Genomic DNA, 22,726 nt, shown 5'->3' with positions numbered 1-22,726 from the left:
GCTGAAATATATACATTTTTAAGTTCGATTTTTTTGTGCACGGTTAACGCGTGCGGCCAAAACAACCCAATTAAGGCAAATTCGCCATGTTTGGCTGCCTCATTTGCTGGTTTTGAGGGCCGTTTTCAGCAATATTGAAGAAAAAAAGCGGTAGAGAAATGAATGCAGGCCCCATGAAACGTATAATTTTGCCGCTGGTATGCGCTGCGGCGCTGGTTTTTGTCCCCATCGGGGCCGCACTCCATGCGGAACCGCCCAAACCGTTCCCTGATTTTAAGCCAAAATTTGTAAAACCGCCCAAAGCGGGCGAGAGAAAACGGGTAAATGTACAAATAAACCGTCCTTCGCCCGCAGTGGCGCCAGCTCCTGTGGCGCAAATCGCGCCTTCTGGCGCTGTGAGCAGGCCTAAGACAGGGCAATACGATTGGTTCTGGGCGAAAATTTCACCCGATGCATCGGATTCGGGGCCAGGGCGTTTGGAAAAAGCGATGTCGACACTCTCTGCCTCGAGCTCACGCGTGCCTGCACCGCGCCTTCAGCATATGCAGAACATCGCGAAACTGCATGGCATCGACATTCTAAGAGCAAGCATTGGTACAAAAGTTTCGCCAGCCTTGGCTTTGGCAGTAATATCTGTGGAATCGTCCGGTCGCATCGACGCGGTAAGTAGTGCAGGTGCGCAAGGGTTAATGCAGTTGATGCCAGCAACTGCCAGCCGCTTTGGTGTCGAGGACAGCACCATCCCACAGCAAAACATCTCTGGCGGCATCAAGTATCTTGATTGGTTAATGGGGGAGTTCGGGAACGATCCCATTCTAGTACTTGCAGGATATAATGCAGGAGAAGGATCAGTGCGCAAGCATGCGGGCGTCCCGCCATTTGCGGAAACACGCGATTATGTCCCTAAAGTACTGGCCGCATTTCAGGTCGCGAAGGGGTTATGTAAAACGCCGCCCGAGTTGATCTCGGACGGCTGTGTCTTTGCCCAGATGAAATAGAGCGGCGTCAGAATTTCTTTGAAATTCTGTGCACAAAGTCTCACGGAGACTTAAACGCTGCCGTATCAGACCAGTGTGGCGTCCGTTGCGGCGCGCAATTCTTCTTCTGTTACCCCTTCGGCGCATTCGACAATGCGCAGGCCGCCTTCGACCACGTCGAGCACACCGAGGTTGGTGATGATACGGTCCACAACACCCTTACCTGTCAAGGGTAGGGTACATTCCTTGAGTACTTTGCTCTCGCCATGTTTGTTGGCGTGATCCATCACAACGATCACACGGCCCACGCCCGCGACCAGATCCATCGCGCCGCCCATACCTTTGACCAGTTTGCCCGGAATCATCCAGTTCGCCAGATCGCCATTCTCGGCCACTTCCATCGCACCCAGAATCGCCGCAGCAATCTTCCCACCGCGGATCATGCCAAAGGATGTGGCGCTATCGAAATAGGCCGTGCGATCCATCTCGGTGATGGTCTGCTTGCCCGCGTTGATCAGGTCCGCGTCCTCTTCACCCTCATAGGGGAAGGGGCCCATGCCCAGCATGCCATTCTCTGACTGCAGGGTGATATCTTTGTCACCGACATAGTTGGCCACCAGCGTCGGGATACCGATGCCGAGGTTCACATACATGCCGTCTTCAAGCTCAAGTGCGGCGCGTGCCGCCATTTGGTTACGATCCCATGCCATGATTATGCTTCCTCGCTTTTGCGTGTCGCCCCATCGGGGCGAGGTCTGGTCGTACGTTGTTCGATGCGGTTTTCATGATCGCCCTGAATGATGCGGTGCACATAAATGCCTGGCAGGTGGATGTGATCGGGGTCGAGGCTGCCAGTCGGCACGATCTCTTCTACTTCTACAACACAGATTTTGCCACACATGGCCGCAGGGGGGTTAAAATTACGCGCGGTTTTGCGGAAGATCAGGTTGCCTGTTTCGTCCGCTTTCCATGCCTTCACGATGGCGAGGTCGGCAAAGATGCCTTCCTCAAGGATATAGTCCTGACCGTTCCAGTTCTTCACATCCTTGCCCTCGGCGATAACGGTGCCAACGCCTGTCTTGGTGTAGAAACCGGGAATACCTGAGCCGCCTGCGCGCATACGCTCGGCCAATGTCCCTTGGGGGGTGAACTCCAGCTCAAGCTCTCCACTGAGATATTGGCGCATGAATTCGGCGTTCTCGCCCACATAGGAAGAAATCATTTTCTTGACCTGTTTGGTCTGCAAGAGAATGCCAATGCCGAAATCATCAACGCCCGCGTTGTTCGAGGCAAATGTCAGATCTTTTGTGCCTGCATCACGGATCGCTGCCAGCAGCAATTCGGGGATACCACACAGGCCAAACCCGCCCGAGGCGATCAACATGCCGTCCTTGAGAACCCCGTCGAGGGCCTCGTTGGCGTTTGCGTAAACTTTTTTCATGCAGTGGTGCTCCCCTGATCCGTGAAATGGTCAGTGAAGTATGTGACTCGCAGGCAAGGGGGTGTCAATGATATGCTGCGGCGCGGCACATATCGACTTCTAAAGGAGGCGAACCTGCGTGCCAATGGGCGCGATGGCAAAGAGTTCTTCGACCTTGTGATTATAGAGGCCAATACATCCGTCGGACGACTGCCGCCCGATTTTGCGCGTATCATGGGTGCCGTGGATCAAATAGGCAGGCCATGATAGATACATCGCATGGGTGCCCAGCGGATTGCCGGGGCCGGGGGGCATGTATTTGAGGGTCGGGTCACGCTCTACCATAGAGGAGGTTGGCGTCCAGTCGGGACCAATGCGCTTGCGTACGATCTTTGTGTAGCCCCGCTTGGTCAGTTCTTCGGTGCGCGGTACAGAGGACGGATACATCTTGTATGTTTCACCATCGCCGCTCCAGAAGTGGAGAGTGCGTGATGCAATATCTGCAACAATGGCACCTTTACCCAAATCCTCAAAGTGGTCCTGCCAACGTTGTGGTGTGAAGCCCATAATGTTGCGGCGCGTGACCACAGGTGGCGGAGCATCTTGCGCCCGCAGGATCGAGGGGGAGGCCAGTGCGGCGCTTGTTGCGAGTATCATACGGCGGCGGGAGAAGTTGTTTTGTGTCATGTTACTGCTCTATCTTTCACTGAGATATTCAAAAACACGAATGAGTTATTTTGAGCAGAAATAAAAGAGCCGTTTAGCAATCTGACGCAAACGTTATCAAGGACAGGGACAGCCCCGCACAGGCAGGGCTGTCTTATTCTATATTACCCGTCTTCTTTTGTTGCCGCAGGCTTCTTTGCGGCTTTCTTTGCAGGTGCCTTCTTTGCGGCAGGTTTTTTTGCAGACGTCTTTTTCGCTGCCGCTTTCTTCTTGGGTGCGGCCTTCTTCTTTGCAGCAGGCTTTTTCTTACCTGCTTTCTCGGCACGCTCGTCAATCAGGATCACAGCCTGATCTATTGTAATGTCCTCAGGTTCTATCGTGTCGGGGATCGTTGCGTTGATCTTTTCCCACTTCACATAGGGGCCATATTTGCCCTTCATCACGTTTACAGGACCGCCAGCAGTCGGATGCTCACCCAACTCGCGTAACGGGGCTGCGGCAACACCGCGTTGGCCACGTGAGGCCACTTTTTCCGCCAACAGCTGCACCGCGCGATTCATACCAACAGTAAAGACTTCGTCGATGCCCTCAAGGTTGGCGTTTGTGCCGCCACGATCCGAGGTGCTTGGCGCGTGTTTGAGATAGGGGCCATAGCGGCCGATGTTTGCCCAAACCATAATGCCATCCTCGGGGTGGGGTCCGATCTCGCGAGGCAAAGAGAGCAGCATCACTGCACGCTCAAGGTCGAGCTCTTCCGGCTCCCAATCCTTTGGAATGGACTGGCGCGGTGGTTTTGGTACTTCGTCGGTCTGTGCGCCGCGCTGGACGTAAGGACCAAAGCGGCCTTTAAACACGCGGATTTCGTCGCCGTTATCTTCGCCCAGCAATTTGCCATCTGGCGGGATTGCGGATGCCTCAGCCTCGGGGTTGGGGGGGCCGAAGGGGCGTGTGTAGCGGCATTCGGGGTAGTTGGAACAGCCGATGAATGCGCCACCCGAACGGGCCGTGCGCATGCTCAGACGACCCAACCCACAATTAGGGCAAAGGCGCGGATCTGTACCTTCCTCGTTCGGTGGGAAGAGGTGCGGCGCCAGCACATCGTTGATTTTTTCGAGCACTTCGGTAATGCGCAGCTCGGATGTTTCCGCAATCGCGGCCGAGAAATCGCGCCAGAACCGGTCCAGCACTTTCTTATAGTCGGCGTCACCAGCCGACACTTTATCCAGTTGGTCTTCAAGATCGGCCGTGAAGTCATAACCGATATAGCGGCGGAAGTAGTTTTCCAGAAACGCAGTGACCAGACGACCCTTGTCTTCGGGGATCAAACGCTGACCTTCGCGGCGCACATATCCACGGTCCTGAATGGTGGTCACGATGCTGGCATAGGTGGAGGGACGGCCGATGCCGAGCTCTTCCATACGCTTGACCAGTGTCGCCTCGGTGTACCGCGGTGGCGGTTGGGTGAAGTGCTGCCCGCCAAGGATCGCTTCTTTTTCGGCCAAGACCGCGCCTGTTTTGCGCTGCATGCCAGCGCTGCCTTTGTCGCCAGCGTCGATGAGCTCTTCATCCGCTACACCTGCGGCTTTGGTGAATTCTTCGCTATAGCGTGCAGCGGTTGCCTTCTTGACCTTATCGCCTTGGGTAATCTGTGGCAGACGTTTTTCATCGTCATCGGCTACATCATCGCGGCCCTCTTCATAGACTTTGAGAAAGCCGTCAAAGAGGACAACCTGACCTGTGGCGCGCAGTGCGACCTGCTTGTCCGCCGAGGATATATCGACAGTTGTCCGCTCCATCCGCGCACTTTCCATCTGGCAGGCCAGCGTGCGTTTCCAGATCAGATCATAGAGTTTGCGCTGGTCGCCATCCATGAGTTTGAGCGCATCGGCGTCTTTGGACATCTCGGTGGGGCGCACACATTCGTGCGCTTCTTGGGCGTTTTTTGCCTTGTTCTTATAGACGCGCGGTTTTTCGGGGACATATTTTTCGCCATAACGGTCAGCGATGGCACTGCGAGCCATCTCGATCGCTTCAGGTGCCATGTCGATGCCGTCGGTCCGCATGTAGGTGATGTGACCGGCTTCATAGAGGCGCTGGGCGGTGCTCATGGTCTGGCGTGCGCCCATGCCGAACTTGCGGCTGGCCTCTTGTTGCAAGGTTGAGGTCATGAAGGGCGCGGAGGGGTTGCGCGATGCAGGCTTGGCTTCGACGGACGCGACATGCAAATCGCGGCTCGAGACAGCTTGGACCGCCATTTCGGCCTTTGTCGCGTTGTCGAGGTCGAATTTATCGAGCTTTTTGCCTGCAAGTTCGGTCAGGCGCACTTCGAATTCCTGACCTGCAGGGGTGGATACGATTGCCTTAACGCTCCAGAATTCGCGGGGGCGGAAGGCTTCTATTTCCATCTCGCGTTCGCAAATGATGCGCAGTGTAACCGACTGGACGCGGCCTGCGGATTTTGCACCGGGCAGCTTGCGCCATAAAACGGGGCTGAGGTTAAAGCCCACAAGATAATCGAGCGCGCGGCGGGCCAGGTAGGCCTCGACCAGTGGCATGTCCACTTGACGCGGATTTTTCATCGCCTCGGTCACGGCGGTTTTGGTGATCGCGTTGAATACAACGCGACTGACGGGTGTGTCTTTCTTGATCGACTTGCGCAGTGTGAGCGCCTCTTGGAGGTGCCAACTGATCGCTTCGCCTTCGCGGTCGGGGTCGGTCGCGAGGATCAGTTCGTTGTCGTTTTTCAGCGCGTCGGCAATGGCCTTCATGTGCTTTTTGGAGCCGCTGTCGATCTCCCAAAGCATCTCGAAATCATTGTCGGTATCGACTGATCCGTTCTTTGGCGGGAGGTCACGGACGTGACCGTATGAGGCCAGAACCGTGAAGTTATCCCCGAGATATTTGTTGATCGTCTTGGCCTTGGCGGGAGATTCGACAACGACTACTGGCATGCAAATAAGGTCCTTCGACGGAGGTGTGTTGCGGCGTCTATGGCCTTTGACATGTGGGATGCAAGGGGTCTTTGTCAATGCGCACTAAGAGGATGAGGCTGTTATCGCAGGGGGAAAGCGTGGGGTGTCCGTCTCAAATCTGCGCAATTGCAGAGGCGGATCGGCTAGTTTCGGCGCTCAGACGGGGCGGGTCAAAAGACCGCCTGCGTTGCGCGTGACCTTTCCCTCCATCTCAAGTTCGACCAGCGCGGGGGTAAGCGACGAGGAGGGCAGTTGCAGGTCGCGGATCAGTTGATCCTCGGCCACGGGGGAGGGGCCGAGGCGTTGCAGAATGGTCAAATGAAGGCTGGCTGTTTCGCGCAGGCTGCGCCGTGGTTTTGGGGCTTTGGCGGCGGGCGGGCGGGCCTCAAGCGGGAGTTGGGGCGCGTCGCTTTGCATCGGGCCGAGGGCGTCGATTACATCGGCTGCATTGCGCACCAAAGTGGCCCCGTCGCGGATCAGCATATTGCCACCCGATGCGCGTGCATCAAAAGGATGGCCAGGAACGGCCAGCACATCGCGCCCTTGGTCCAGCGCATCGCGTGCGGTGATCAGACTGCCTGATTTTGCCGCCGCCTCGACCACAACAGTAGCGCGGGCGAGGCCGGAAATGATGCGATTACGTTTCGGGAAGTATCGCGCTGTGGGTTGCAGGCCCATGGGTTGCTCAGACAGGCGCAGGCCCTGTTTTGCGATATCTTCGGCAAGGGCGGTATTCTCGGCGGGGTACATGATGTCGACACCGCCTGCTTGCACCGCGATGGTGCCATAGGGCAGGGCGGCGAGATGAGCGGCAGCGTCCACGCCGCGCGCAAGGCCCGAGACGACGACAAAGCCAGCTTCGCCGAGGTCATGGGCGAGGCTGCGGGCCATGCGGGTGCCGAGTGAGGAGGCATTTCGTGCGCCCACGAGGGCGATCATCGGTTTACTTAGCAGAGCGGGATCGCCCATGAGCCAAAGGAATGGTGGCGCATCGTCAAGTTCGGCCAAGGAGGCGGGATAATCGGGGTGGTCGATGTGCAGCAGCTTCGCGCCTTGGGCGTGGGCGGCACGTAGTTCGGCACGCACAACGCCCTCGGGGCAAATCTCGTATCCTGCAACGCCCGCGGCGCGCGCCACCTCTGGCAGCGCGGCCAGCGCGTTTTGCGCAGTGCCGTGTTCAATCAGCAGTCGTTTATACGTGGATATACCGACCCGGCGCGAGCGCAACAAACGGAGACGGGCAAACTGTTCGTCTTCCGGGGTGGGTGGGAGTGGGGGGTGAGTGGAAGAAGGATTGTGGTCCTCGATAGTCATCCCGATGCTCCGTCTGTTGCTAGAATCAGGTATAGCTTTTGGTGGTTAACAAGGGGTGAATCGTTTGGGTGCAATTCGGTTCAACAGGCGGGTTCAGGATGAAGTTTTGCGTGGCGCAACTGCTTCAGGACACCGGAGGAACAAGGACACCCACATAACAGCGCCATGCAGTGCCGCAGATATAGCTAAGTTGGCAGCAGCTTTAAATTGAACGCCATCTAAAATATGAACTGGAAGTAAAGCGACTGCGCCAATGAAAAAGATTGCAGCGGGTGCGGCAAGTGCGGTTCCCAAGCCAGCCCAGCCGACCCTGAGTAGCCCCAAAAGCACGAACATCGCAGGTACAATCAGGAATATGGTGAGCAACGGCGCAAATGCGTGGGAATACAAAAATCTCAAATAGAAACTTATCAAGTCCGACTTTGATGTGCCGCGCAGCAAATGATTTGCAAGCGATGCAGTTCCGTAGGCTAATATCGGGGTTACAAAAACTGTGGAAAGGGCAACGACTGTCCAATCATCTCGATTGAGAAATTCTTGTCCGAACTCTCGTGTTTTCCACATTCTCAAGCTGCCGCACCACCGATCGTCAGCCCGCTAATCATTAGCGTTGGCTGGCCCACGCCCACTGGCACCCATTGGCCCTGTTTGCCGCAGTTCCCCATGCCGGGGTCAAGGCTGGGGTCATTGCCGATGGCGCGGATTTGTTTCAGCGCGGTTGCGCCGTCTCCGATTAGGGTTGCACCTTTGACGGGCGCGCCGACGATGCCGTTTTCTACGCGGTAGGCTTCGGTGCAGGAGAAGACGAATTTGCCGTTGGTGATGTCCACCTGACCACCGCCGAACCCTACGGCATAGATGCCATCCTTTAGCCCCGTCACTATGTCACCGGGGGCCGTGTCGCCACCCAGCATATAGGTGTTGGTCATGCGCGGCATGGGGATGTGGGCAAAGCTTTGGCGGCGTCCGTTGCCGGTGCTTTTGACGCCCATCAGGCGGGCGTTCTGGCGGTCTTGCATGTAGCCAACCAGCTTGCCGTCCTCGATCAGGACGTTCTTGGCGCTGGGCGTGCCCTCGTCATCGACGGAAATAGAACCGCGGCGGTCGGGGATGGTGCCGTCGTCAAGTACAGTCACACCTTTGGCGGCGATCTGCTGGCCCATGAGGCCCGCAAAAGCGGAGGTGCCTTTGCGGTTGAAGTCGCCCTCAAGGCCGTGGCCGATGGCCTCATGTAGCAAGATACCGGGCCAGCCGGGGCCGAGGACCACGTCCATCATGCCAGCAGGGGCAGGGACAGCGTCGAGATTGACGAGGGCGATTCTCAACGCTTCGCGGGCTTTGGCTTGCCAATCCTCGGGGGCGAGAAGGCCGTCGAGGCCGATCCTACCGCCGCCGCCTGCCGTGCCACTTTCGCGGCGGCCTTCATGCTCTACTATAATAGAGACATTCACGCGCGTCATGGGGCGGGTATCGCGAAAAGAGGTGCCTTCAGGGCGCAGAATTTCGACTTCTTGGATCGAGGCGGCGATCGACGCGCTTACTTGGACCACGCGTTTGTCGAGGCTGCGGCAGTAATCGTCCATCTCGCGTAATGTGTCGACTTTTACCGAAAGCGCGGCTCCTGCAATGGGGTCTTGGTCAGTATACAGCTGCTTGTTTGTGCCAACAGGCGCATCTGCCCATGTGCCGCCTCCATCGCCCACAGCAAGGCGTGCGGTCTGGGCGGCGCGGCGCAGGGCGGCTTCCGATATTTCGGTCGAGTGAGCATAGCCTGCTACTTCGCCGCGCACAGCCCGCAGACCGAATCCTGTTGTCGCGTCATAGCTGGCCGTCTTTAGGCGGCCATCATCAAACATCAACGCCTCCGAGCGGGTGCGCTCGAAAAATAGTTCGCCATCGTCTGCCCCCGCGACTGCTTCGCGCAGCACGGTCAAAGCTGTGTCGCGGTCAAGCATATCGTCAAAAGGCAAAAAGAGGGTATCAGACATATAAAGCGCTCCGGTGGGGGAAGTGGGGGCTGCGGGATTTGTTGCTGCTTGGTGTCCATTTGACGCAAGCATAGGACTTTCTTTCGTAACCAGAATATGATTGTAAGGCGTAAGATTACAACGCCGGGTGAGCCTATCCGCGCGTTTTAGCCACCTAGGGTCAAAAAAATCAGGACGAACATGATGACAAAGCACCTCACACTTGCCGGTCTTTTGGCTGGCTTCACAAGCCTCCCAGCATGGGCACAAAGCGTTGATCCACAAGGTCTTGAGATCATCGGGAAACCTGTAGACGGTAAAATGGGGTTCCAGCCCGGCGTGACCGAACTTGCCACAGACTTGCAGTGGCTCGACGGTATGATTCTGGTAATCATTACTGTGATCACTTTGTTTGTGACCGCGCTGATCCTCTGGGTCGCATTCCGCTATAACGCAAAGCGTAACCCCGAGCCTGCGACATTCACCCACCACACTCCGGTCGAGATTGCGTGGACAATTGTTCCGATTCTGATCCTTGTGGGGATTGGTGCATGGTCCCTGCCGATCTTGTTCCGCCAGCAGGAAATTCCTGTCGCTGACGTGACGATCAAGGCTGTGGGCAACCAGTGGTATTGGTCTTACGAGTACGTGGACGACGACTTCGGCTTTGATAGCTACATGATTGGCGCCCCTGCGTTGGGTGGCGAGAATATGAAAACGCCAGAAGTTATCGCGCAGCTTGAGGCAGCTGGATATTCCGAAAGCGAATGGTTGTTGGCGACAGATACAGCGGTTGTTGTGCCTATCAACAAGACGATCGTGATGCAGGTAACAGGCTCTGATGTGATCCACGCATGGACCATTCCTGCCTTTGGCGTGAAGCAAGACGCCGTACCGGGTCGTCTGGCAGAGCTGTGGTTCAAGGCCGAGAAAGAAGGCGTCTACTTTGGCCAGTGTTCCGAGCTGTGTGGTCAAGCGCACGCCTACATGCCGATTACGGTAAAAGTTGTCTCCGAGGACGCCTATGCCGAATGGCTGAGCCGCGCGAGAGAGGAATACGCAGGTATTCCCCAGCCGCTGACAGTCGCTTCCGCTGACTAAATAGGGGAGGGCGGGGCCAACGCGCCGCCCGACCACCTTTCCCAGCTTTTGACCCTGTGCTGTGGACCTTTGCTGAATAATTTGCCCAACGCGCCATAAATGGGATGACCGGATAATGACCGACGTGACAAATGTGCAGAGCTTTGAAAACGAACCGCAGCTGGGTGACTACTATGCCCTGTTAAAGCCCCGTGTGATGCAATTGGTTGTGTTCACAGCCGTTGTTGGCATGCTGGCGGCTCCTGTTGCTGTAAACCCTGTGATCGGCTTTGCATCAATCCTGTTTCTGGCGATTGGCGCGGGTGCGTCGGGTGCTCTCAACATGTGGTGGGACGCCGATATCGATGCAATTATGAAGCGCACAGCCAAGCGCCCGATTCCCGCAGGCAAGGTCACGGCGCAGTCCGCGATGTACCTTGGTGTGGCGCTTTCGGGTCTTTCGGTCATGATGCTGTCGCTGAGCGCGAACCTTTTGGCGGGCTTTATGCTGGCGTTCACGATCTTCTTTTATGTTGTGCCGTATTCAATGTGGCTGAAACGCTCGACACCGCAGAACATCGTGATCGGAGGTGCAGCAGGTGCGTTTCCGCCTGTGATCGGTTGGATCATCGCCACCGGTGACATCCTTGTGCTTGAGCCGTGGTTGATGTTCGCGCTTATCTTTATGTGGACACCACCGCACTTCTGGGCGCTGGCGCTGTTCATGCGCAATGATTACGACGATGCAAAAGTGCCGATGCTGACGGTTACACATGGCCGCCGCTCGACGCGCAATCACATTCTGGCCTACACTGTTTTGTTGGTTGTTTTGGCTGTTGGTACGGCCTTTACGGGCGTTGGTGGCTGGGTCTATCTGACAACCGCAGTAGTTCTGAACGCGCTGTTCCTGAAGGGCGCATATGATATCTGGAAGCGTGATGAAGAGATGTGCGAAGTTGATAACTTCGCCGTCGAGCGCAAATTCTTCCGCCTGTCGCTGTGGTATCTCTTCGCGCATTTCCTTGCGATTTTGGCCGAAGCGGCATTGAAACCCATCGGATTTGGAGGCTGGTAATGGCACTACGACCCGAACACGAAATTCACACCCGTCGCAAAAGCCTGAACATCGGCGTTGGCCTAATGCTGGGCAGCTTCGTACTGCTCGTGATGCTTTTGACTTATACCAAGATTACGTCTGCTGAATTCCAGATCCCTGCCTCTGCGGCAAAAGGTGTGGGGCAGCAGATACCCGTAGAGGAGTCCAACTGATGGCGCTCTCTGGTCCGCAAAAAACTGTTGCGCAGACGGTCGGGTTGGTCGTGGTCATGGGAGGTCTCGCTTGGGCCTCCGTTCCGTTTTATGACTGGTTCTGCCGTGTGACCGGTTTTGGTGGCACAGTTGGCTATGCTTCGGTCGCTCCCGAAGATGTGCTGGAAGAAACGATCAAAGTCCGCTTTGACGGCTCCTTGAACAACCATATGTCGTGGGAATTCAAACCTGTCGTGCGCGAGATGGAGATTCGCATCGGTGAGACGGGACTGGCCTTCTATGAGGCTTACAATCCCACGGACCGCCCCATCGCTGGCATGGCTTCTTACAACGTGACCCCCTATCAGGCCGGCGCGTTTTTCGAGAAAATCGACTGCTTCTGCTTTGAGGAGCAAGTGCTCGCCCCAGGTGAGCGCGTACAAATGCCCGTCAGCTTCTTTGTTGACCCCGAAATTGTAGGGGATCGTGAAGGTCAGTATATACATACCATCACACTCTCCTATACATTCTACGAAATCGATTTGCCCGAGGGGTATGCCGCCCTTGATGCCGATCAGCCTACTGAATTGAACTAAGACTAAAACACAGGGACGCCCAAAATGGCCCACGCAAAAAATCACGACTATCATATTCTCGCCCCCTCCATCTGGCCGCTGCTCAGCGCGCTCTTTGCATTTGTCATGCTCACCGGCGGTGTCCTCTGGATGCACGACGTGACACCATATGTGTTTCTGATCGGCCTTGTTGGCACGCTTTATTGCAGCTTTGCATGGTGGTCCGAGGTTGTTGAGGAAAGCAAGATTGGCGATCACACACGCGTGGTCCAGATCGGCCTGCGCTATGGCTTTATCCTGTTCATCATGTCCGAAGTCATGTTCTTCGTTGCGTGGTTCTGGAGCTTCTTCAAGCACGCCATGTACCCGATGAACGAATACTTCGGTTCCACCTATATCCCGCCAGTGATCTATCAGGTTGACGCCTTCCACCTGCCGCTGATCAACACGCTGATCCTGCTGCTGTCGGGTTGTGCCGTTACTTGGGCGCACCACGCGCTGGTCCACGGCAACAACCGTGCCGACCTCAAGAACGGTCTGCTGATTGCAGTTGTTCTGGGTGTGTTGTTCACAGCGCTTCAGGCCTATGAGTATAACTACCTGCTCTACAAAGGCTGGGAGTTTGGCGGGGACAAGTTCTTCTCCAACTTCTTTATGGCAACAGGCTTCCATGGTTTCCACGTTGTGATCGGCACGATTTTCCTGCTGGTCTGTTGGTTCCGCGCCCGTGCAGGTCACTTCGACAGTGAAAACCACGTGGGGTTTGAGGCGGCTGCATGGTACTGGCACTTTGTTGACGTTGTATGGCTCTTCCTCTTCTTCGCCGTCTACGTCTTTGGTATCCCCGCAAACTAAACGCGGACTTGTACCTTTAGCGATCCAAGTTAGATAAAGCGCGCGGGGCGATGCCTCGCGCGTTTTTCATATCCTACCGCTCATGGGAGCTTTCATGCGTCGCAGTTTCTTTTTCGTTTTTGTTGGTATTGGTGGGGCTGCGATCCTGTTGTGGCTGGGGTTCTGGCAAATGCAGCGGTTGGAGTGGAAGCTGGGTGTGATCGCGGATATTGATGCGCGGATAGAGGCGGCACCGATCCCGCTGCCGGATGTGCTTGATCCTGAAAACGATGCCTATTTGCCTGTTGAAGTGCGCGGCGTAGTAGAGCCTGAGTATCTGCGCGTTTTGGTTAGCCAGAAAGAGATCGGCGCGGGCTACCGCATTATCTCGGCTATGGATATGGGCGGGCGGCGTGTGCTGCTTGACCGTGGCTTTATGCTGGTGGACCAAACAGAGGTGCCTGTGCATGAAGGATCCGAGACTGTGCGCGGCAATTTGCAATGGCCGCAGGAGGTGGACGGCTTCACGCCAGAGCCTGATGTGGCCAAAAACATCTGGTTTGCTCGCGATGTGGCGGCCATGGCAGCCGCGTTAAATACCGAAGAAACTTTTGTTGTGTCGAAACAAACTTCCTTTGACGATGGGCCAATCAGCCCGCTGCCTGTTGACACCACGGCGATTCCGAACGACCACCTTTCCTACGCGATTACGTGGTTCTCGCTTGCTGCGATATGGATTGCGATGACCCTTGCCTTTACCCTGCGCGCCCGCCGCGCCCCTAAACAGACGAGCTGACCGATGCGCTATATCTCTACCCGTGGCACTGCCCCGATCCTAAGTTTCGAGGAGGCGATGCTAACAGGGCTGGCCCGCGATGGCGGTCTTTATGTCCCCGAAAGCATTCCGCAGTTAAGCCATGATGATATCGCTGCGATGGCGGGTCAGTCCTATGAGGAAGTGGCATTTACCGTCATGCGCCTTTTTATCGGCGATACCTTCACCGATGCCGAATTCCGTGATCTGATTGCCAAAGCCTATGCAGGGTTTGGCCATACAAGCCGCGCACCGTTGAAAGAACTGGCACCCAACCATTTCCTGCTCGAGTTGTTTCACGGTCCGACGCTGGCCTTCAAAGATTTCGCCATGCAGCTGATCGGGCAGATGTTCCAACTTGCTCTTGGCCGTAAAGGTGAGCGGGTGACGATTGTGGGTGCAACTTCGGGCGATACGGGATCGGCGGCGATTGAAGCGTTCCGAGGCCTCGACAACGTGGACGTTGTGATCCTCTACCCTCATGGTCGCGTCTCCGAGGTGCAGCGCCGCCAGATGACGACACCAGTGGAGAGCAATGTGCATGCGCTGGCCGTGGACGGCGATTTCGACGATTGCCAAGCTCGGCTCAAGGATATGTTCAACGATTTTGAATTCCGCGACGGGGTAAAACTCGCAGGCGTCAATTCGATCAACTGGGGCCGTGTGCTGGCGCAGGTGGTTTATTATTTCTCCTCCGCCGTGAGCCTTGGTGCGCCCGAGCGCAAAGTGAGCTTTACCGTGCCGACCGGCAATTTCGGCGACATCTTTGCGGGCTACATTGCCAAGAAGATGGGCCTGCCGATTGACCAGCTCATCGTGGCGACCAACCAGAACGATATCCTGCATCGCTGCTTGAGCGGGCAGGGCTATCACAAGGACACGGTGCATCCGTCGATCAGCCCGTCGATGGATATTCAGGTTAGCTCCAATTTCGAGCGTGCCTTGTTCGACGCCTATGACCGTGACGGCAGTGCCGTGGCGCAGTTGATGACAGAGCTGGGGCAGGGCGGGTTTGATGTGTCTCAAGGGGCGGCGCAGGTGTTGTCCGAGCATTACGCTTCTGGCCGTGCCTCCGAAGAGGAAACGTCGAAGACCATCACCGACACGCTGGCGCACAGCGCCGAGCTTCTCTGCCCGCACTCCGCCATTGGTGTGAAAGTCGCCAATGAGTTGCGCGACCCCAAGACACCTATGGTGACGCTGGCCACAGCACATCCTGCAAAATTCCCCGACGCGGTAGAAGTGGCGACAGGCATCCGCCCGCCCTTGCCTCCGCGTATGGCCGATCTTTATGACCGCCCCGAGCGTTTGACCCGCGTGCCAAATGACCTCGAAGCGCTCAAAGCCCAAATTAAAGGACTGATTGCTCAGTGACCCTTCAAACCCATCGCCTCTCAAACGGTTTTCGCATTGTAACTGAACATATGCCGGGCCTTGCTTCGGCCTCTATCGGGATCTGGGTGGGGGCTGGTGGCCGCCACGAGACGCCTGCCCAAAACGGCATCGCGCATTTTCTTGAGCATATGGCGTTCAAGGGCACCAAGACGCGCACCGCCCTGCAAATCGCCGAAGCCATCGAGGATGTGGGCGGCTATATCAACGCCTATACTTCGCGCGAAGTGACGGCCTACTATGTGCGTGTGCTGGAAAATGATGTGCCACTGGGCCTTGAGGTCATTGCTGATATTCTGCGCAATCCGGTCATGGACGATTCCGAGATCGAGGTGGAGCGCGGTGTGATTCTGCAAGAGATTGGCCAAGCGCTTGATACGCCCGACGATGTGATCTTTGACTGGTTGCAAGAGCAGGCCTATCCCGATCAGGCCATTGGCCGCACAATCCTTGGCCCGGCCGAGCGTGTGTCGAACTTTAATCGCACGGACCTGACAGGCTTTATCGACCAGCACTACGGCCCCGAGCAGATGATCCTGTCGGCGGCGGGCGCGGTGGATCATGATGCGCTGGTTGCGATGGCAGAAAAGTTGTTCGGGGATATGGCGACAAAGCCGCTGCTGCGCGCAACTTCGGCTGTTTTTGCTGGCGGCGAGCACCGTCAGGTGAAGGAACTAGAGCAGGCGCATTTCGCCCTTGGATTTGAGTCCCCCGGCTACCGCGCCGACGATATCTATGTGGCGCAAATCTATGCTTCGGCCCTTGGCGGCGGCATGTCGAGCCGTCTGTTTCAGGAAGTGCGTGAGAACCGCGGCTTGTGTTATACCATCTTTGCCCAAGCGGGCGCTTATGCCGATACTGGGATGATGACCGTCTATGCAGGCACGTCGGGCGAGCAGTTGCCAGAGCTTGCCGGGATTACCATCGACGAGATGAAGCGTGCAGCGACCGACATGTCCGCCGCCGAAGTGGCACGTGCGCGCGCCCAGATGAAGGCTGGTTTGCTGATGGGGCTGGAGTCTCCCTCCAACCGTGCCGAGCGTCTGGCGCGACTGATCCAGATTTGGGACCGTATTCCGCCGCTGGAAGAAACCATTGCGCAGATTGATGCCGTGACCACAGGGGACGTGCGCGACTTTGCTGAGCGGATGGCGGCTACGGCCCCTGCGGCATTGGCGCTTTACGGTCCTGTCGAGAAGGCGCCCACGCTGGAAGAGCTTGAGGCAAGGCGCGCGGCCTGATGTTGTCTTTACGGCGCAAACTCAGCATCGAGACAGAGCGGATGACCCTTCGTCCGCCCACCCATCAGGATTTTCGTCCCTGGGTGGCCCTGCGCAGTGCCAGCCGTGAATTCCTGACCCCTTGGGAGCCCGCGTGGTCTGCTGATCACCTTTCGCGCAAGGCGTTTTCTAACCGTGTATATTGGGCCAATCGGTCGGTTAATGCAGGGACAGCGGTGCCGCTTTTTCTGGTGCGGCGCGAAGATAACGCGCTGTTGGGGGCAATCACGTTGGATAATATCCGCCGTGGTCCGGCACTTGCGGGCACATTGGGGTATTGGACGGGAGAGCCATTTGCGCGGCAGGGATACATGCGCGAAGCAATAGAGACGGTAGTGCATTATGCGTTCACCCATCTGGAACTGAGCCGCATCGAGGCTGCCTGCCTGCCCGAGAATACCCCGTCGCGCGGGCTGCTCGAGCGCTCGGGCTTTAAATACGAGGGTGTCGCGCAAAGCTATCTTCAGATTGACGGGCGCTGGCGTACCCACGTCCTTTATGCCAGTCTGCGTGGTGACCGTCGGGGTAAAAGCACCGCAGGCTAGGTGAGCCAGACTGACGCAGGGGCATCTTGTTCTTGTATGAAATCGGATCAGGGTGCTAGCTTTGATTTTATGATAATCCGTTTACTCATATCGTTGATGGTCCTCGCCCACCCTGCTGTCGCGCAGGACACGGAGGTCACGCGCACGCCCAGCCATTGTCACGCCCTTGCCGATGCAACCGACGGGATGGAGTTCATCCACCGTGCCAGTCTGCGTGATGTGCCGGAGGAGACTGTCGATATACATTACGTTGGCCACGCCAGCTTCCTTATCCGCAGTGCGGCTGGCCTGAACATGATTACTGATTTCACAGGCTTTGTCGGCTCTACCCGTATGATCCCCGATGTGGTCACGATGAACCACGCCCATGACACCCATTGGACGGCCTTTCCTGATCCTGCCATTCCCTATGTCCTGCGCGGCTGGGGCGAGACATTTGGCGAGGGGGTCGAGCATAACCTTGATCTTGGTGAGGTGCTGGTACGGAATGTCTCAACCGATATCCGCTCACAGTGGTCGGGGATAGAGGAGAAGGGCAATTCGATCTTTGTTTTCGAGATTGCGGGCCTGTGCATCGGGCACTTGGGCCATTTGCACCATGCCCCGAATGAGGAACAATATGCTGCGATTGGCCGTTTGGATGTGGTGATGGCTCCTGTGGACGGAGGCATGACACTCGACCATGCGACGATGATCGCTGTGCTTAAACGCCTGCGTTCGCGGATTGTGATTCCGATGCATTGGTTCTCGCTTTTTGCGCTGGAGGAGTTTCTGGACGGGATGCGGGACGAGTTTACGGTGATTGACGTTGAGGGGCCTTATCTCAACGTGCGCCGCGATGCCTTGCCGAGCCAACCTACGATTATGGTGCTGCGCCCGACCTATATCTCTGACGACTAGCCCTTGCATCCTGTGCAGGGGCGTTAGATCAATAACCATGACACATGCATTGAACCCCGCCGATACCGCCTTTGCCGACACCCTGCGCGCTGCCTTGCCTGATGGTACGCTGGAGGACGCCTCTGCGCGTTATCTCGAAGAGCCGCGCGGCCTTTATGCGGGCCAAAGCGGTGTGCTGGCCCGTCCGCGCACCGTGGAGGAAGTGGCGACCCTGATCCGTATGGCAGGGGAGGCGCGTGTCGGCGTGATCCCGTATGGTGGTGGTACGGGTCTGGTCGGAGGCCAAGTGGCCACGGATGGTATAGCCCCGCTCATCCTGTCGCTGGAGCGCATGAACAAGGTCCGCGCTACCTATGCGGATGAAAACGTGTTGATCGCGGAAGCGGGTGTGATCTTGGCTGACGTTCAAAAAGCCGCCGAAGAGGTGGACCGCTTGTTTCCGCTTAGCCTTGCGGCGCAAGGGACGGCGCGGATTGGCGGTAATCTGGCGACCAACGCGGGCGGTACAGGCGTGCTGCGCTATGGCAATGCGCGGGATCTGTGTCTGGGCCTTGAGGCCGTATTGCCTGACGGGCAAATCTGGCATGGCCTCACGCGGCTGCGCAAGAACAACACGGGCTATGATCTGCGCCATCTACTGATCGGGGCCGAAGGGACATTGGGTGTGATTACCGCCGCCGCGCTCAAGCTTTTTGCGCGGCCTGCCCGAACGGGAACCGCGCTTTTGGTGGTGCAGAGCCCTGACGCGGCGCTCAAGCTGCTCAGCATTGCACGTAGTCTTTTTGGCGAGATGGTAAGCGCGTTTGAGCTTATCCACCGCCAAGGGTTTGATTTCCTGACGGAGACAATGCCCGACGTGCGCCAGCCCTTTGAGACGCCGCCAGAATGGTGCGTGCTGATCGAGCTTGGGTTGGCCGAAGGTATGGACCCGCAAGAGGCGCTTGAGACATTGTTCTCCCAAGCTTTCGACGCAGGCCTCGTGCCTGACGGCCTCATCGCGCAGTCGGGAACACAGGCTGATGAATTCTGGACAATCCGTGAGAGCATCCCAGAGGCGAACCGCCGCGTAGGGTCTGTTTCAAGCCACGACATCTCGGTGCCCCTCGGCGCGATTTCCGAGTTTATCACCAAAGGCGGTGCGCGGATTGCTCAGATGGGCGATTTCAGGATCAACTGCTTTGGTCATGTGGGCGACGGGAACCTGCACTATAACGTATTCCCGCAGAAGGGGCGGACACGTGCAGACCACGAGAACCAGCGCGACGCCATCAAGACCTGTTTGCATGATCTGACCCATGAGCTTGGTGGTTCAATCTCTGCAGAACATGGGGTGGGGCGCCTTAAGGTCGCCGACCTTGAGAAGTACGGTGATCCAGCCAAAATGTCGGCAATGCGGGCGATCAAAGCGGGGCTGGACCCCTTAGGAATTATGAACCCTGGTGCAGTCCTCAAGGCCTAGTCGCCGAGCTTAAAGCCCATCAAATTCGCAGAGGATTTGGACGTCTATCCCCATCGCTTCAAGTTTTTTGCGACCACCGAGTGCGGGCAGGTCGATGATAAAGCTGGTTGAGACGATCTGTGCGCCCAGACGCTCCAGCAGTTTAATCCCCGCCTCTGCGGTGCCGCCCGTGGCGAGCAGGTCATCGACAACCAGCACCCTTTCGCCTGGCTGCACGGCGTCGTCATGGATTTCCATGGTGGCTGTGCCATATTCCAGCGTATAATCTTGGCTCAAAGTCTTACTGGGCAGCTTGCCCTTTTTGCGGATCGGGACAAAGCCTACGCTGAGTTGATGCGCGATCGCACCGCCCATGATGAAACCGCGTGCCTCAAGTCCTACAACCTTGTCGATGCGGGTGCCCGCATAGGGGTGCAGCATCTGGTCAATCGCCATGCGAAACCCGCGTGCATCGGCAAATAGTGTTGTGACATCGCGGAACATGATCCCCTCATGCGGAAAATCGGGAATGGTGCGGATGTAGTCGGCGACAGTTTTCATGTTGTGCTCCGGCGGAGGGTGGCCGTGAGGACGCCCATTGCAATGAGTGCGGCCCCGCCTGTGCGGGTGATCCACGTGATAATGCTGGGCCGTGCGATGATGCTACGCAAACGGTCCGCCGCCAGCGCATAGGCAAATGCATTGACCCCTGCAAGGGTAACGAAAGTGATGATAAGGATTGCGAACTGCGGCAGCAGGGGCGCGGAGGGCTGAATGAACTGGGGAACGAAGGCGATGAAGAACGCGATACTCTTAGGATTAAATGCAGTCACAGCAGCCGTGTGGCGAAATACATGTGCAGGCGTGATGTTATCCGCCTCGGGCATGTCGAGGCCGTCCGAGGGAGCGGAACGGATCAGCCTGAACCCGAGATAGATCAGATAGACTGCACCGGCCCATTTGAGCAGGGTAAATGCAGTCGCAGAGGCGAGTACCAGCGCACCCAATCCCATGAGGGAGGCGGTCATGGCGACAAGATCTCCGAACGCGACCCCCGCCGCAGTGGCCACAGCAACAGAGCGCCCTTTTGACAGGGCATAGCTCAGGATGATCATCACCGTAGGGCCAGGGATTAGGAGCAGGGCAATCGTTGCGGCGACAAAAGTAAGCCAGAGGTCAAAGGACATAGAGGTGCTTTCAGCTTGGGGGGTAATGGCGGAACAGAGCCATACTGTCCTGTATCCCAAGGCGCTTCAAGCTGTTGTCGGCTTTTTGCGACAGGATTGAACGGGTGCGGTAATAAGGGTTTTGGATGTCGGTGATGAGCCCGAGCGCTTGGGTGATTTCTTCGAGCATAACCGACTCGTACTGGCGCATCGTCATGGTGTTGGAAAACCCGATGGCAGCGCCTGTGATCATGGTTTCCTCTACATCCAGTGCAGTGATCGCGTTGGCCATAGTGAGACCGTTGAGCAGCGGCGCAGCGCTGCCTGCTATTTTTTGCCCACGGCCAATGTCGAGCAGATGGATGGTGATGTCAGGCGCGGTTTCAGTGGCGACGAGGGTCACGCCCATGCCGACCGCATTGAGGCGCTGGATGGCGCGGACGACGGCGGCTTCGGCCCGCTTGAGCTTGCCGCCGAGAAAGGCAGGGTCGCGTTGGGTGATGCCAACGGTAATACTGGGTTTCTCCCATTTGTAGAATGGTTTGGTGCACTGTCCATCTGGAGGGGCAGCGCAGGCCACAAGGCGGTAGAATGCCTCGTCACTAAGCGGCCCGCTGCTGTCGACAAAATCCTGGGCAACAGCAGGCAGGGCCATGCAAATCAGGAGGGCGACACGGATCAGAGGACGCGCCCTGCTACTGCGTCCAGCTTGGCCAGCAATGCGGGATCGCGGGCGTCAGGCTGGGTCATAATGGCGTATTCGAGGGCGCGATCGCAGCCGTTGGGACAATCTGCCCGCGAAGCACCGAGGAGGTTTGGGAGCTGTGCGACGAGGGCGCGGGCGTTCGCCGCATTGCCTTGTAATGTTCTAATAATTTCGGGGACATCCACTTCGCCGTGGTCGGGATGCCAGCTGTCGTAGTCGGTGATCATGGCGACCGAAGCGTAGCAGAGTTCGGCCTCGCGTGCGAGTTTTGCCTCGGGCATGTTGGTCATGCCGATGACGTCTGCGCCCCAAGCGGTGCGGTACATTTTGCTCTCGGCCAATGTCGAGAATTGCGGGCCTTCCATGGCGAGGTAGGTGCCGCCGCGGTGGACGGTGACGCCAGCTGTTTTGGTGGCTGTTTCGCAAGCATCCGACAGGCGCGGGCAGGTGGGGTGGGCGATGCTGACGTGGGCGACGCAGCCTGTGCCGAAGAAGGATTTTTCGCGTGCGCAAGTGCGGTCAATGAATTGATCTACAATGACAAAATCTCCCGGCCCCATTTCCTCACGGAAGGAGCCGCAGGCGGAGACAGAGATCACATCGGTGCAGCCGAGACGCTTTAGCGCGTCGATGTTTGCGCGGTAGGGAACTGTGGTGGGAGAGTGGACATGACCGCGTCCATGGCGCGGCAGAAAGGCCATCTCGACCCCGTCTAGAGTACCTGTGAGGATGGCGTCGGAGGGTGCGCCCCAAGGGGTCTCAACCGTGGTCCATTGTGCGCCCTCAAGGCCGTCGATGTCATAGATGCCGGAGCCGCCGATGACGGCGATTTTGGTGTTGGTCATGGGATATCCTCAGATCGGTTTCGGCGATGGTGGCGCGGGGCAAAGGTTAATGCAACCGGACAAATGGCGCGATGTGAGGGGGGTGCCATGCGTACACCCGCTGGAAACCCCTTGTACACCTTATGATGCATGGAGGGTAGGGCGTTTTGCGGCTTTCGCCATTGGGTCATTTCTTTGACTAACTTGATAAGCAGACCTTTATGTAGAACGCAGCGAACGGCAGCAAGGAGCCCTCTTTACCGATCTTCTGTGACCCACCGAATGTCTGGTACCGGTGCAATGAAAAATCACTGCAAAATTTTCGGCCCGAACTGGACCGTCGTCAAAAATTATCGATGATGCGGCGCAGTTTCGCCATAGCGACTATTATTGCATTGCGCCGTATTTTGCTGACCAAAACGTCCGTGTGAGAGCCACAATGAACTTTCGTTGCTTCTCTTGTGATGTCTGAAAGCGGCCATCTGTTACTAAAGTTCAGTGACTTCAACCAACCAATTTCTCTAGGGCCCACAACCTCCAAGTGCCCATTTATAAGTCGCTAAGCCAAGAAACTGCACAAAATACGCACACTCCAACAGACCTCACAC

23 protein-coding genes are annotated in these 22,726 nt (G+C 57.0%); 12 read left to right on the top strand and 11 right to left on the bottom strand.

Going from position 1 to position 22,726, the window contains the following annotated elements; translation table 11 throughout:
- The first annotated feature begins 173 nt into the window (after positions 1-173).
- A complete protein-coding gene (locus Q0775_RS03085; protein ID WP_298857860.1) occupies positions 174-998 on the top strand; it encodes a lytic transglycosylase domain-containing protein in 825 nt (274 codons plus the stop codon).
- Between the two features lie 65 nt (positions 999-1,063).
- Here the strand turns inward: Q0775_RS03085 and Q0775_RS03080 are convergent, their stop codons facing one another.
- The 7 genes from Q0775_RS03080 to tldD form a co-directional block, all read right to left on the bottom strand.
- Complete coding sequence (locus Q0775_RS03080) at positions 1,064-1,687, bottom strand: 3-oxoacid CoA-transferase subunit B (protein ID WP_298857859.1); 624 nt, start codon at positions 1,685-1,687, stop codon at positions 1,064-1,066.
- A gap of 2 nt (positions 1,688-1,689) precedes the next feature.
- The gene (locus tag Q0775_RS03075; protein ID WP_298857858.1) at positions 1,690-2,418 is read right to left on the bottom strand and encodes a CoA transferase subunit A; all 729 of its coding nucleotides are present in this window, start codon (positions 2,416-2,418) and stop codon (positions 1,690-1,692) included.
- 99 nt (positions 2,419-2,517) lie between these two features.
- Positions 2,518-3,084 (bottom strand): L,D-transpeptidase, encoded by a 567-nt coding sequence (locus tag Q0775_RS03070; RefSeq protein ID WP_298857857.1) that lies wholly within the window; start codon positions 3,082-3,084, stop codon positions 2,518-2,520.
- Positions 3,085-3,227: 143 nt separating this feature from the next.
- Positions 3,228-6,014, bottom strand: a complete 2,787-nt coding sequence (gene topA, locus Q0775_RS03065; RefSeq protein WP_298857856.1) for a type I DNA topoisomerase — start codon at positions 6,012-6,014, stop codon at positions 3,228-3,230.
- A gap of 177 nt (positions 6,015-6,191) precedes the next feature.
- On the bottom strand, positions 6,192-7,349 hold the full coding sequence (gene dprA, locus Q0775_RS03060) for a DNA-processing protein DprA (protein ID WP_298857855.1): 1,158 nt from the start codon (positions 7,347-7,349) through the stop codon (positions 6,192-6,194).
- Between the two features lie 93 nt (positions 7,350-7,442).
- Entirely contained in the window at positions 7,443-7,913 is a 471-nt protein-coding gene (locus Q0775_RS03055; RefSeq protein WP_298857854.1) for a hypothetical protein, read from the bottom strand.
- Positions 7,914-7,915: 2 nt separating this feature from the next.
- Positions 7,916-9,337 (bottom strand): metalloprotease TldD, encoded by a 1,422-nt coding sequence (gene tldD / locus Q0775_RS03050; protein ID WP_298857853.1) that lies wholly within the window; start codon positions 9,335-9,337, stop codon positions 7,916-7,918.
- Positions 9,338-9,520: 183 nt separating this feature from the next.
- On the opposite strand from tldD, the gene coxB reads away from it, so the two are divergent.
- From coxB to Q0775_RS02995, 11 genes are all read left to right on the top strand, one after another.
- Complete coding sequence (gene coxB, locus Q0775_RS03045) at positions 9,521-10,417, top strand: cytochrome c oxidase subunit II (protein WP_298857852.1); 897 nt, start codon at positions 9,521-9,523, stop codon at positions 10,415-10,417.
- Positions 10,418-10,532: 115 nt separating this feature from the next.
- Entirely contained in the window at positions 10,533-11,471 is a 939-nt protein-coding gene (gene cyoE / locus Q0775_RS03040; RefSeq protein WP_298857851.1) for a heme o synthase, read from the top strand.
- Positions 11,471-11,665, top strand: coding sequence for a cytochrome C oxidase assembly protein (locus Q0775_RS03035; protein ID WP_298857850.1), 195 nt, complete (start codon positions 11,471-11,473; stop codon positions 11,663-11,665). Before cyoE ends, Q0775_RS03035 begins: the two co-directional genes overlap by 1 nt.
- Positions 11,665-12,240 (top strand): cytochrome c oxidase assembly protein, encoded by a 576-nt coding sequence (locus tag Q0775_RS03030; RefSeq protein ID WP_298857849.1) that lies wholly within the window; start codon positions 11,665-11,667, stop codon positions 12,238-12,240. Before Q0775_RS03035 ends, Q0775_RS03030 begins: the two co-directional genes overlap by 1 nt.
- A gap of 24 nt (positions 12,241-12,264) precedes the next feature.
- Positions 12,265-13,074 (top strand): cytochrome c oxidase subunit 3, encoded by an 810-nt coding sequence (locus Q0775_RS03025; protein WP_298857848.1) that lies wholly within the window; start codon positions 12,265-12,267, stop codon positions 13,072-13,074.
- A 94-nt stretch (positions 13,075-13,168) separates the two neighbouring features.
- A complete protein-coding gene (locus Q0775_RS03020) occupies positions 13,169-13,849 on the top strand; it encodes an SURF1 family protein (protein WP_298857847.1) in 681 nt (226 codons plus the stop codon).
- A 3-nt stretch (positions 13,850-13,852) separates the two neighbouring features.
- Positions 13,853-15,241 (top strand): threonine synthase, encoded by a 1,389-nt coding sequence (gene thrC, locus Q0775_RS03015; RefSeq protein ID WP_298857846.1) that lies wholly within the window; start codon positions 13,853-13,855, stop codon positions 15,239-15,241.
- Positions 15,238-16,500 carry a pitrilysin family protein gene (locus Q0775_RS03010; RefSeq protein WP_298857845.1) on the top strand — a complete coding sequence of 421 codons (1,263 nt, stop codon included), beginning with the start codon at positions 15,238-15,240 and terminating at the stop codon, positions 16,498-16,500. The genes thrC and Q0775_RS03010 overlap by 4 nt, the downstream gene beginning before the upstream one ends.
- Positions 16,500-17,084: a GNAT family protein gene (locus tag Q0775_RS03005; protein ID WP_298857844.1), complete on the top strand. Its 585-nt coding sequence runs from the start codon at positions 16,500-16,502 to the stop codon at positions 17,082-17,084. The genes Q0775_RS03010 and Q0775_RS03005 overlap by 1 nt, the downstream gene beginning before the upstream one ends.
- 69 nt (positions 17,085-17,153) lie before the next feature.
- A complete protein-coding gene (locus Q0775_RS03000; RefSeq protein ID WP_298857843.1) occupies positions 17,154-17,984 on the top strand; it encodes an MBL fold metallo-hydrolase in 831 nt (276 codons plus the stop codon).
- Between the two features lie 37 nt (positions 17,985-18,021).
- The gene (locus tag Q0775_RS02995) at positions 18,022-19,443 is read left to right on the top strand and encodes an FAD-binding oxidoreductase (RefSeq protein WP_298857842.1); all 1,422 of its coding nucleotides are present in this window, start codon (positions 18,022-18,024) and stop codon (positions 19,441-19,443) included.
- A gap of 9 nt (positions 19,444-19,452) precedes the next feature.
- Here Q0775_RS02995 and Q0775_RS02990 read toward each other — a convergent pair whose 3' ends face one another.
- The 4 genes from Q0775_RS02990 to Q0775_RS02975 are packed head-to-tail and all read right to left on the bottom strand — an operon-like array spanning position 19,453 to position 22,139.
- Positions 19,453-19,983 carry an adenine phosphoribosyltransferase gene (locus Q0775_RS02990; RefSeq protein WP_298857841.1) on the bottom strand — a complete coding sequence of 177 codons (531 nt, stop codon included), beginning with the start codon at positions 19,981-19,983 and terminating at the stop codon, positions 19,453-19,455.
- On the bottom strand, positions 19,980-20,609 hold the full coding sequence (locus Q0775_RS02985) for a LysE family translocator (RefSeq protein ID WP_298857840.1): 630 nt from the start codon (positions 20,607-20,609) through the stop codon (positions 19,980-19,982). The genes Q0775_RS02990 and Q0775_RS02985 overlap by 4 nt, the downstream gene beginning before the upstream one ends.
- A gap of 10 nt (positions 20,610-20,619) precedes the next feature.
- On the bottom strand, positions 20,620-21,243 hold the full coding sequence (locus Q0775_RS02980) for a DUF2927 domain-containing protein (protein WP_298857839.1): 624 nt from the start codon (positions 21,241-21,243) through the stop codon (positions 20,620-20,622).
- A 23-nt stretch (positions 21,244-21,266) separates the two neighbouring features.
- Entirely contained in the window at positions 21,267-22,139 is an 873-nt protein-coding gene (locus Q0775_RS02975) for an S-methyl-5'-thioadenosine phosphorylase (RefSeq protein WP_298857838.1), read from the bottom strand.
- Positions 22,140-22,726 lie beyond the last annotated feature (587 nt).

Origin of the sequence: uncultured Sulfitobacter sp., from assembly GCF_947499945.1 — a bacterium.
Classification (GTDB): Bacteria; Pseudomonadota; Alphaproteobacteria; order Rhodobacterales; family Rhodobacteraceae; genus Sulfitobacter.
This window is presented reverse-complemented; position numbering and strand designations above follow the sequence as displayed.

Bases quoted from the DNA above. Each gene is read 5' to 3' on its own strand.
- Q0775_RS03085 (WP_298857860.1), top strand. From the start codon at position 174: ATGAAACGTATAATTTTGCCGCTGGTATGCGCTGCGGCGCTGGTTTTT.
- Q0775_RS03080 (WP_298857859.1), bottom strand. From the start codon at position 1,687: ATGGCATGGGATCGTAACCAAATGGCGGCACGCGCCGCACTTGAGCTT.
- Q0775_RS03075 (WP_298857858.1), bottom strand. From the start codon at position 2,418: ATGAAAAAAGTTTACGCAAACGCCAACGAGGCCCTCGACGGGGTTCTC.
- Q0775_RS03070 (WP_298857857.1), bottom strand. From the start codon at position 3,084: ATGACACAAAACAACTTCTCCCGCCGCCGTATGATACTCGCAACAAGC.
- topA (WP_298857856.1), bottom strand. From the start codon at position 6,014: ATGCCAGTAGTCGTTGTCGAATCTCCCGCCAAGGCCAAGACGATCAAC.
- dprA (WP_298857855.1), bottom strand. From the start codon at position 7,349: ATGACTATCGAGGACCACAATCCTTCTTCCACTCACCCCCCACTCCCA.
- Q0775_RS03055 (WP_298857854.1), bottom strand. From the start codon at position 7,913: ATGTGGAAAACACGAGAGTTCGGACAAGAATTTCTCAATCGAGATGAT.
- tldD (WP_298857853.1), bottom strand. From the start codon at position 9,337: ATGTCTGATACCCTCTTTTTGCCTTTTGACGATATGCTTGACCGCGAC.
- coxB (WP_298857852.1), top strand. From the start codon at position 9,521: ATGACAAAGCACCTCACACTTGCCGGTCTTTTGGCTGGCTTCACAAGC.
- cyoE (WP_298857851.1), top strand. From the start codon at position 10,533: ATGACCGACGTGACAAATGTGCAGAGCTTTGAAAACGAACCGCAGCTG.
- Q0775_RS03035 (WP_298857850.1), top strand. From the start codon at position 11,471: ATGGCACTACGACCCGAACACGAAATTCACACCCGTCGCAAAAGCCTG.
- Q0775_RS03030 (WP_298857849.1), top strand. From the start codon at position 11,665: ATGGCGCTCTCTGGTCCGCAAAAAACTGTTGCGCAGACGGTCGGGTTG.
- Q0775_RS03025 (WP_298857848.1), top strand. From the start codon at position 12,265: ATGGCCCACGCAAAAAATCACGACTATCATATTCTCGCCCCCTCCATC.
- Q0775_RS03020 (WP_298857847.1), top strand. From the start codon at position 13,169: ATGCGTCGCAGTTTCTTTTTCGTTTTTGTTGGTATTGGTGGGGCTGCG.
- thrC (WP_298857846.1), top strand. From the start codon at position 13,853: ATGCGCTATATCTCTACCCGTGGCACTGCCCCGATCCTAAGTTTCGAG.
- Q0775_RS03005 (WP_298857844.1), top strand. From the start codon at position 16,500: ATGTTGTCTTTACGGCGCAAACTCAGCATCGAGACAGAGCGGATGACC.
- Q0775_RS03000 (WP_298857843.1), top strand. From the start codon at position 17,154: ATGATAATCCGTTTACTCATATCGTTGATGGTCCTCGCCCACCCTGCT.
- Q0775_RS02995 (WP_298857842.1), top strand. From the start codon at position 18,022: ATGACACATGCATTGAACCCCGCCGATACCGCCTTTGCCGACACCCTG.
- Q0775_RS02990 (WP_298857841.1), bottom strand. From the start codon at position 19,983: ATGAAAACTGTCGCCGACTACATCCGCACCATTCCCGATTTTCCGCAT.
- Q0775_RS02985 (WP_298857840.1), bottom strand. From the start codon at position 20,609: ATGTCCTTTGACCTCTGGCTTACTTTTGTCGCCGCAACGATTGCCCTG.
- Q0775_RS02980 (WP_298857839.1), bottom strand. From the start codon at position 21,243: ATGGCCCTGCCTGCTGTTGCCCAGGATTTTGTCGACAGCAGCGGGCCG.
- Q0775_RS02975 (WP_298857838.1), bottom strand. From the start codon at position 22,139: ATGACCAACACCAAAATCGCCGTCATCGGCGGCTCCGGCATCTATGAC.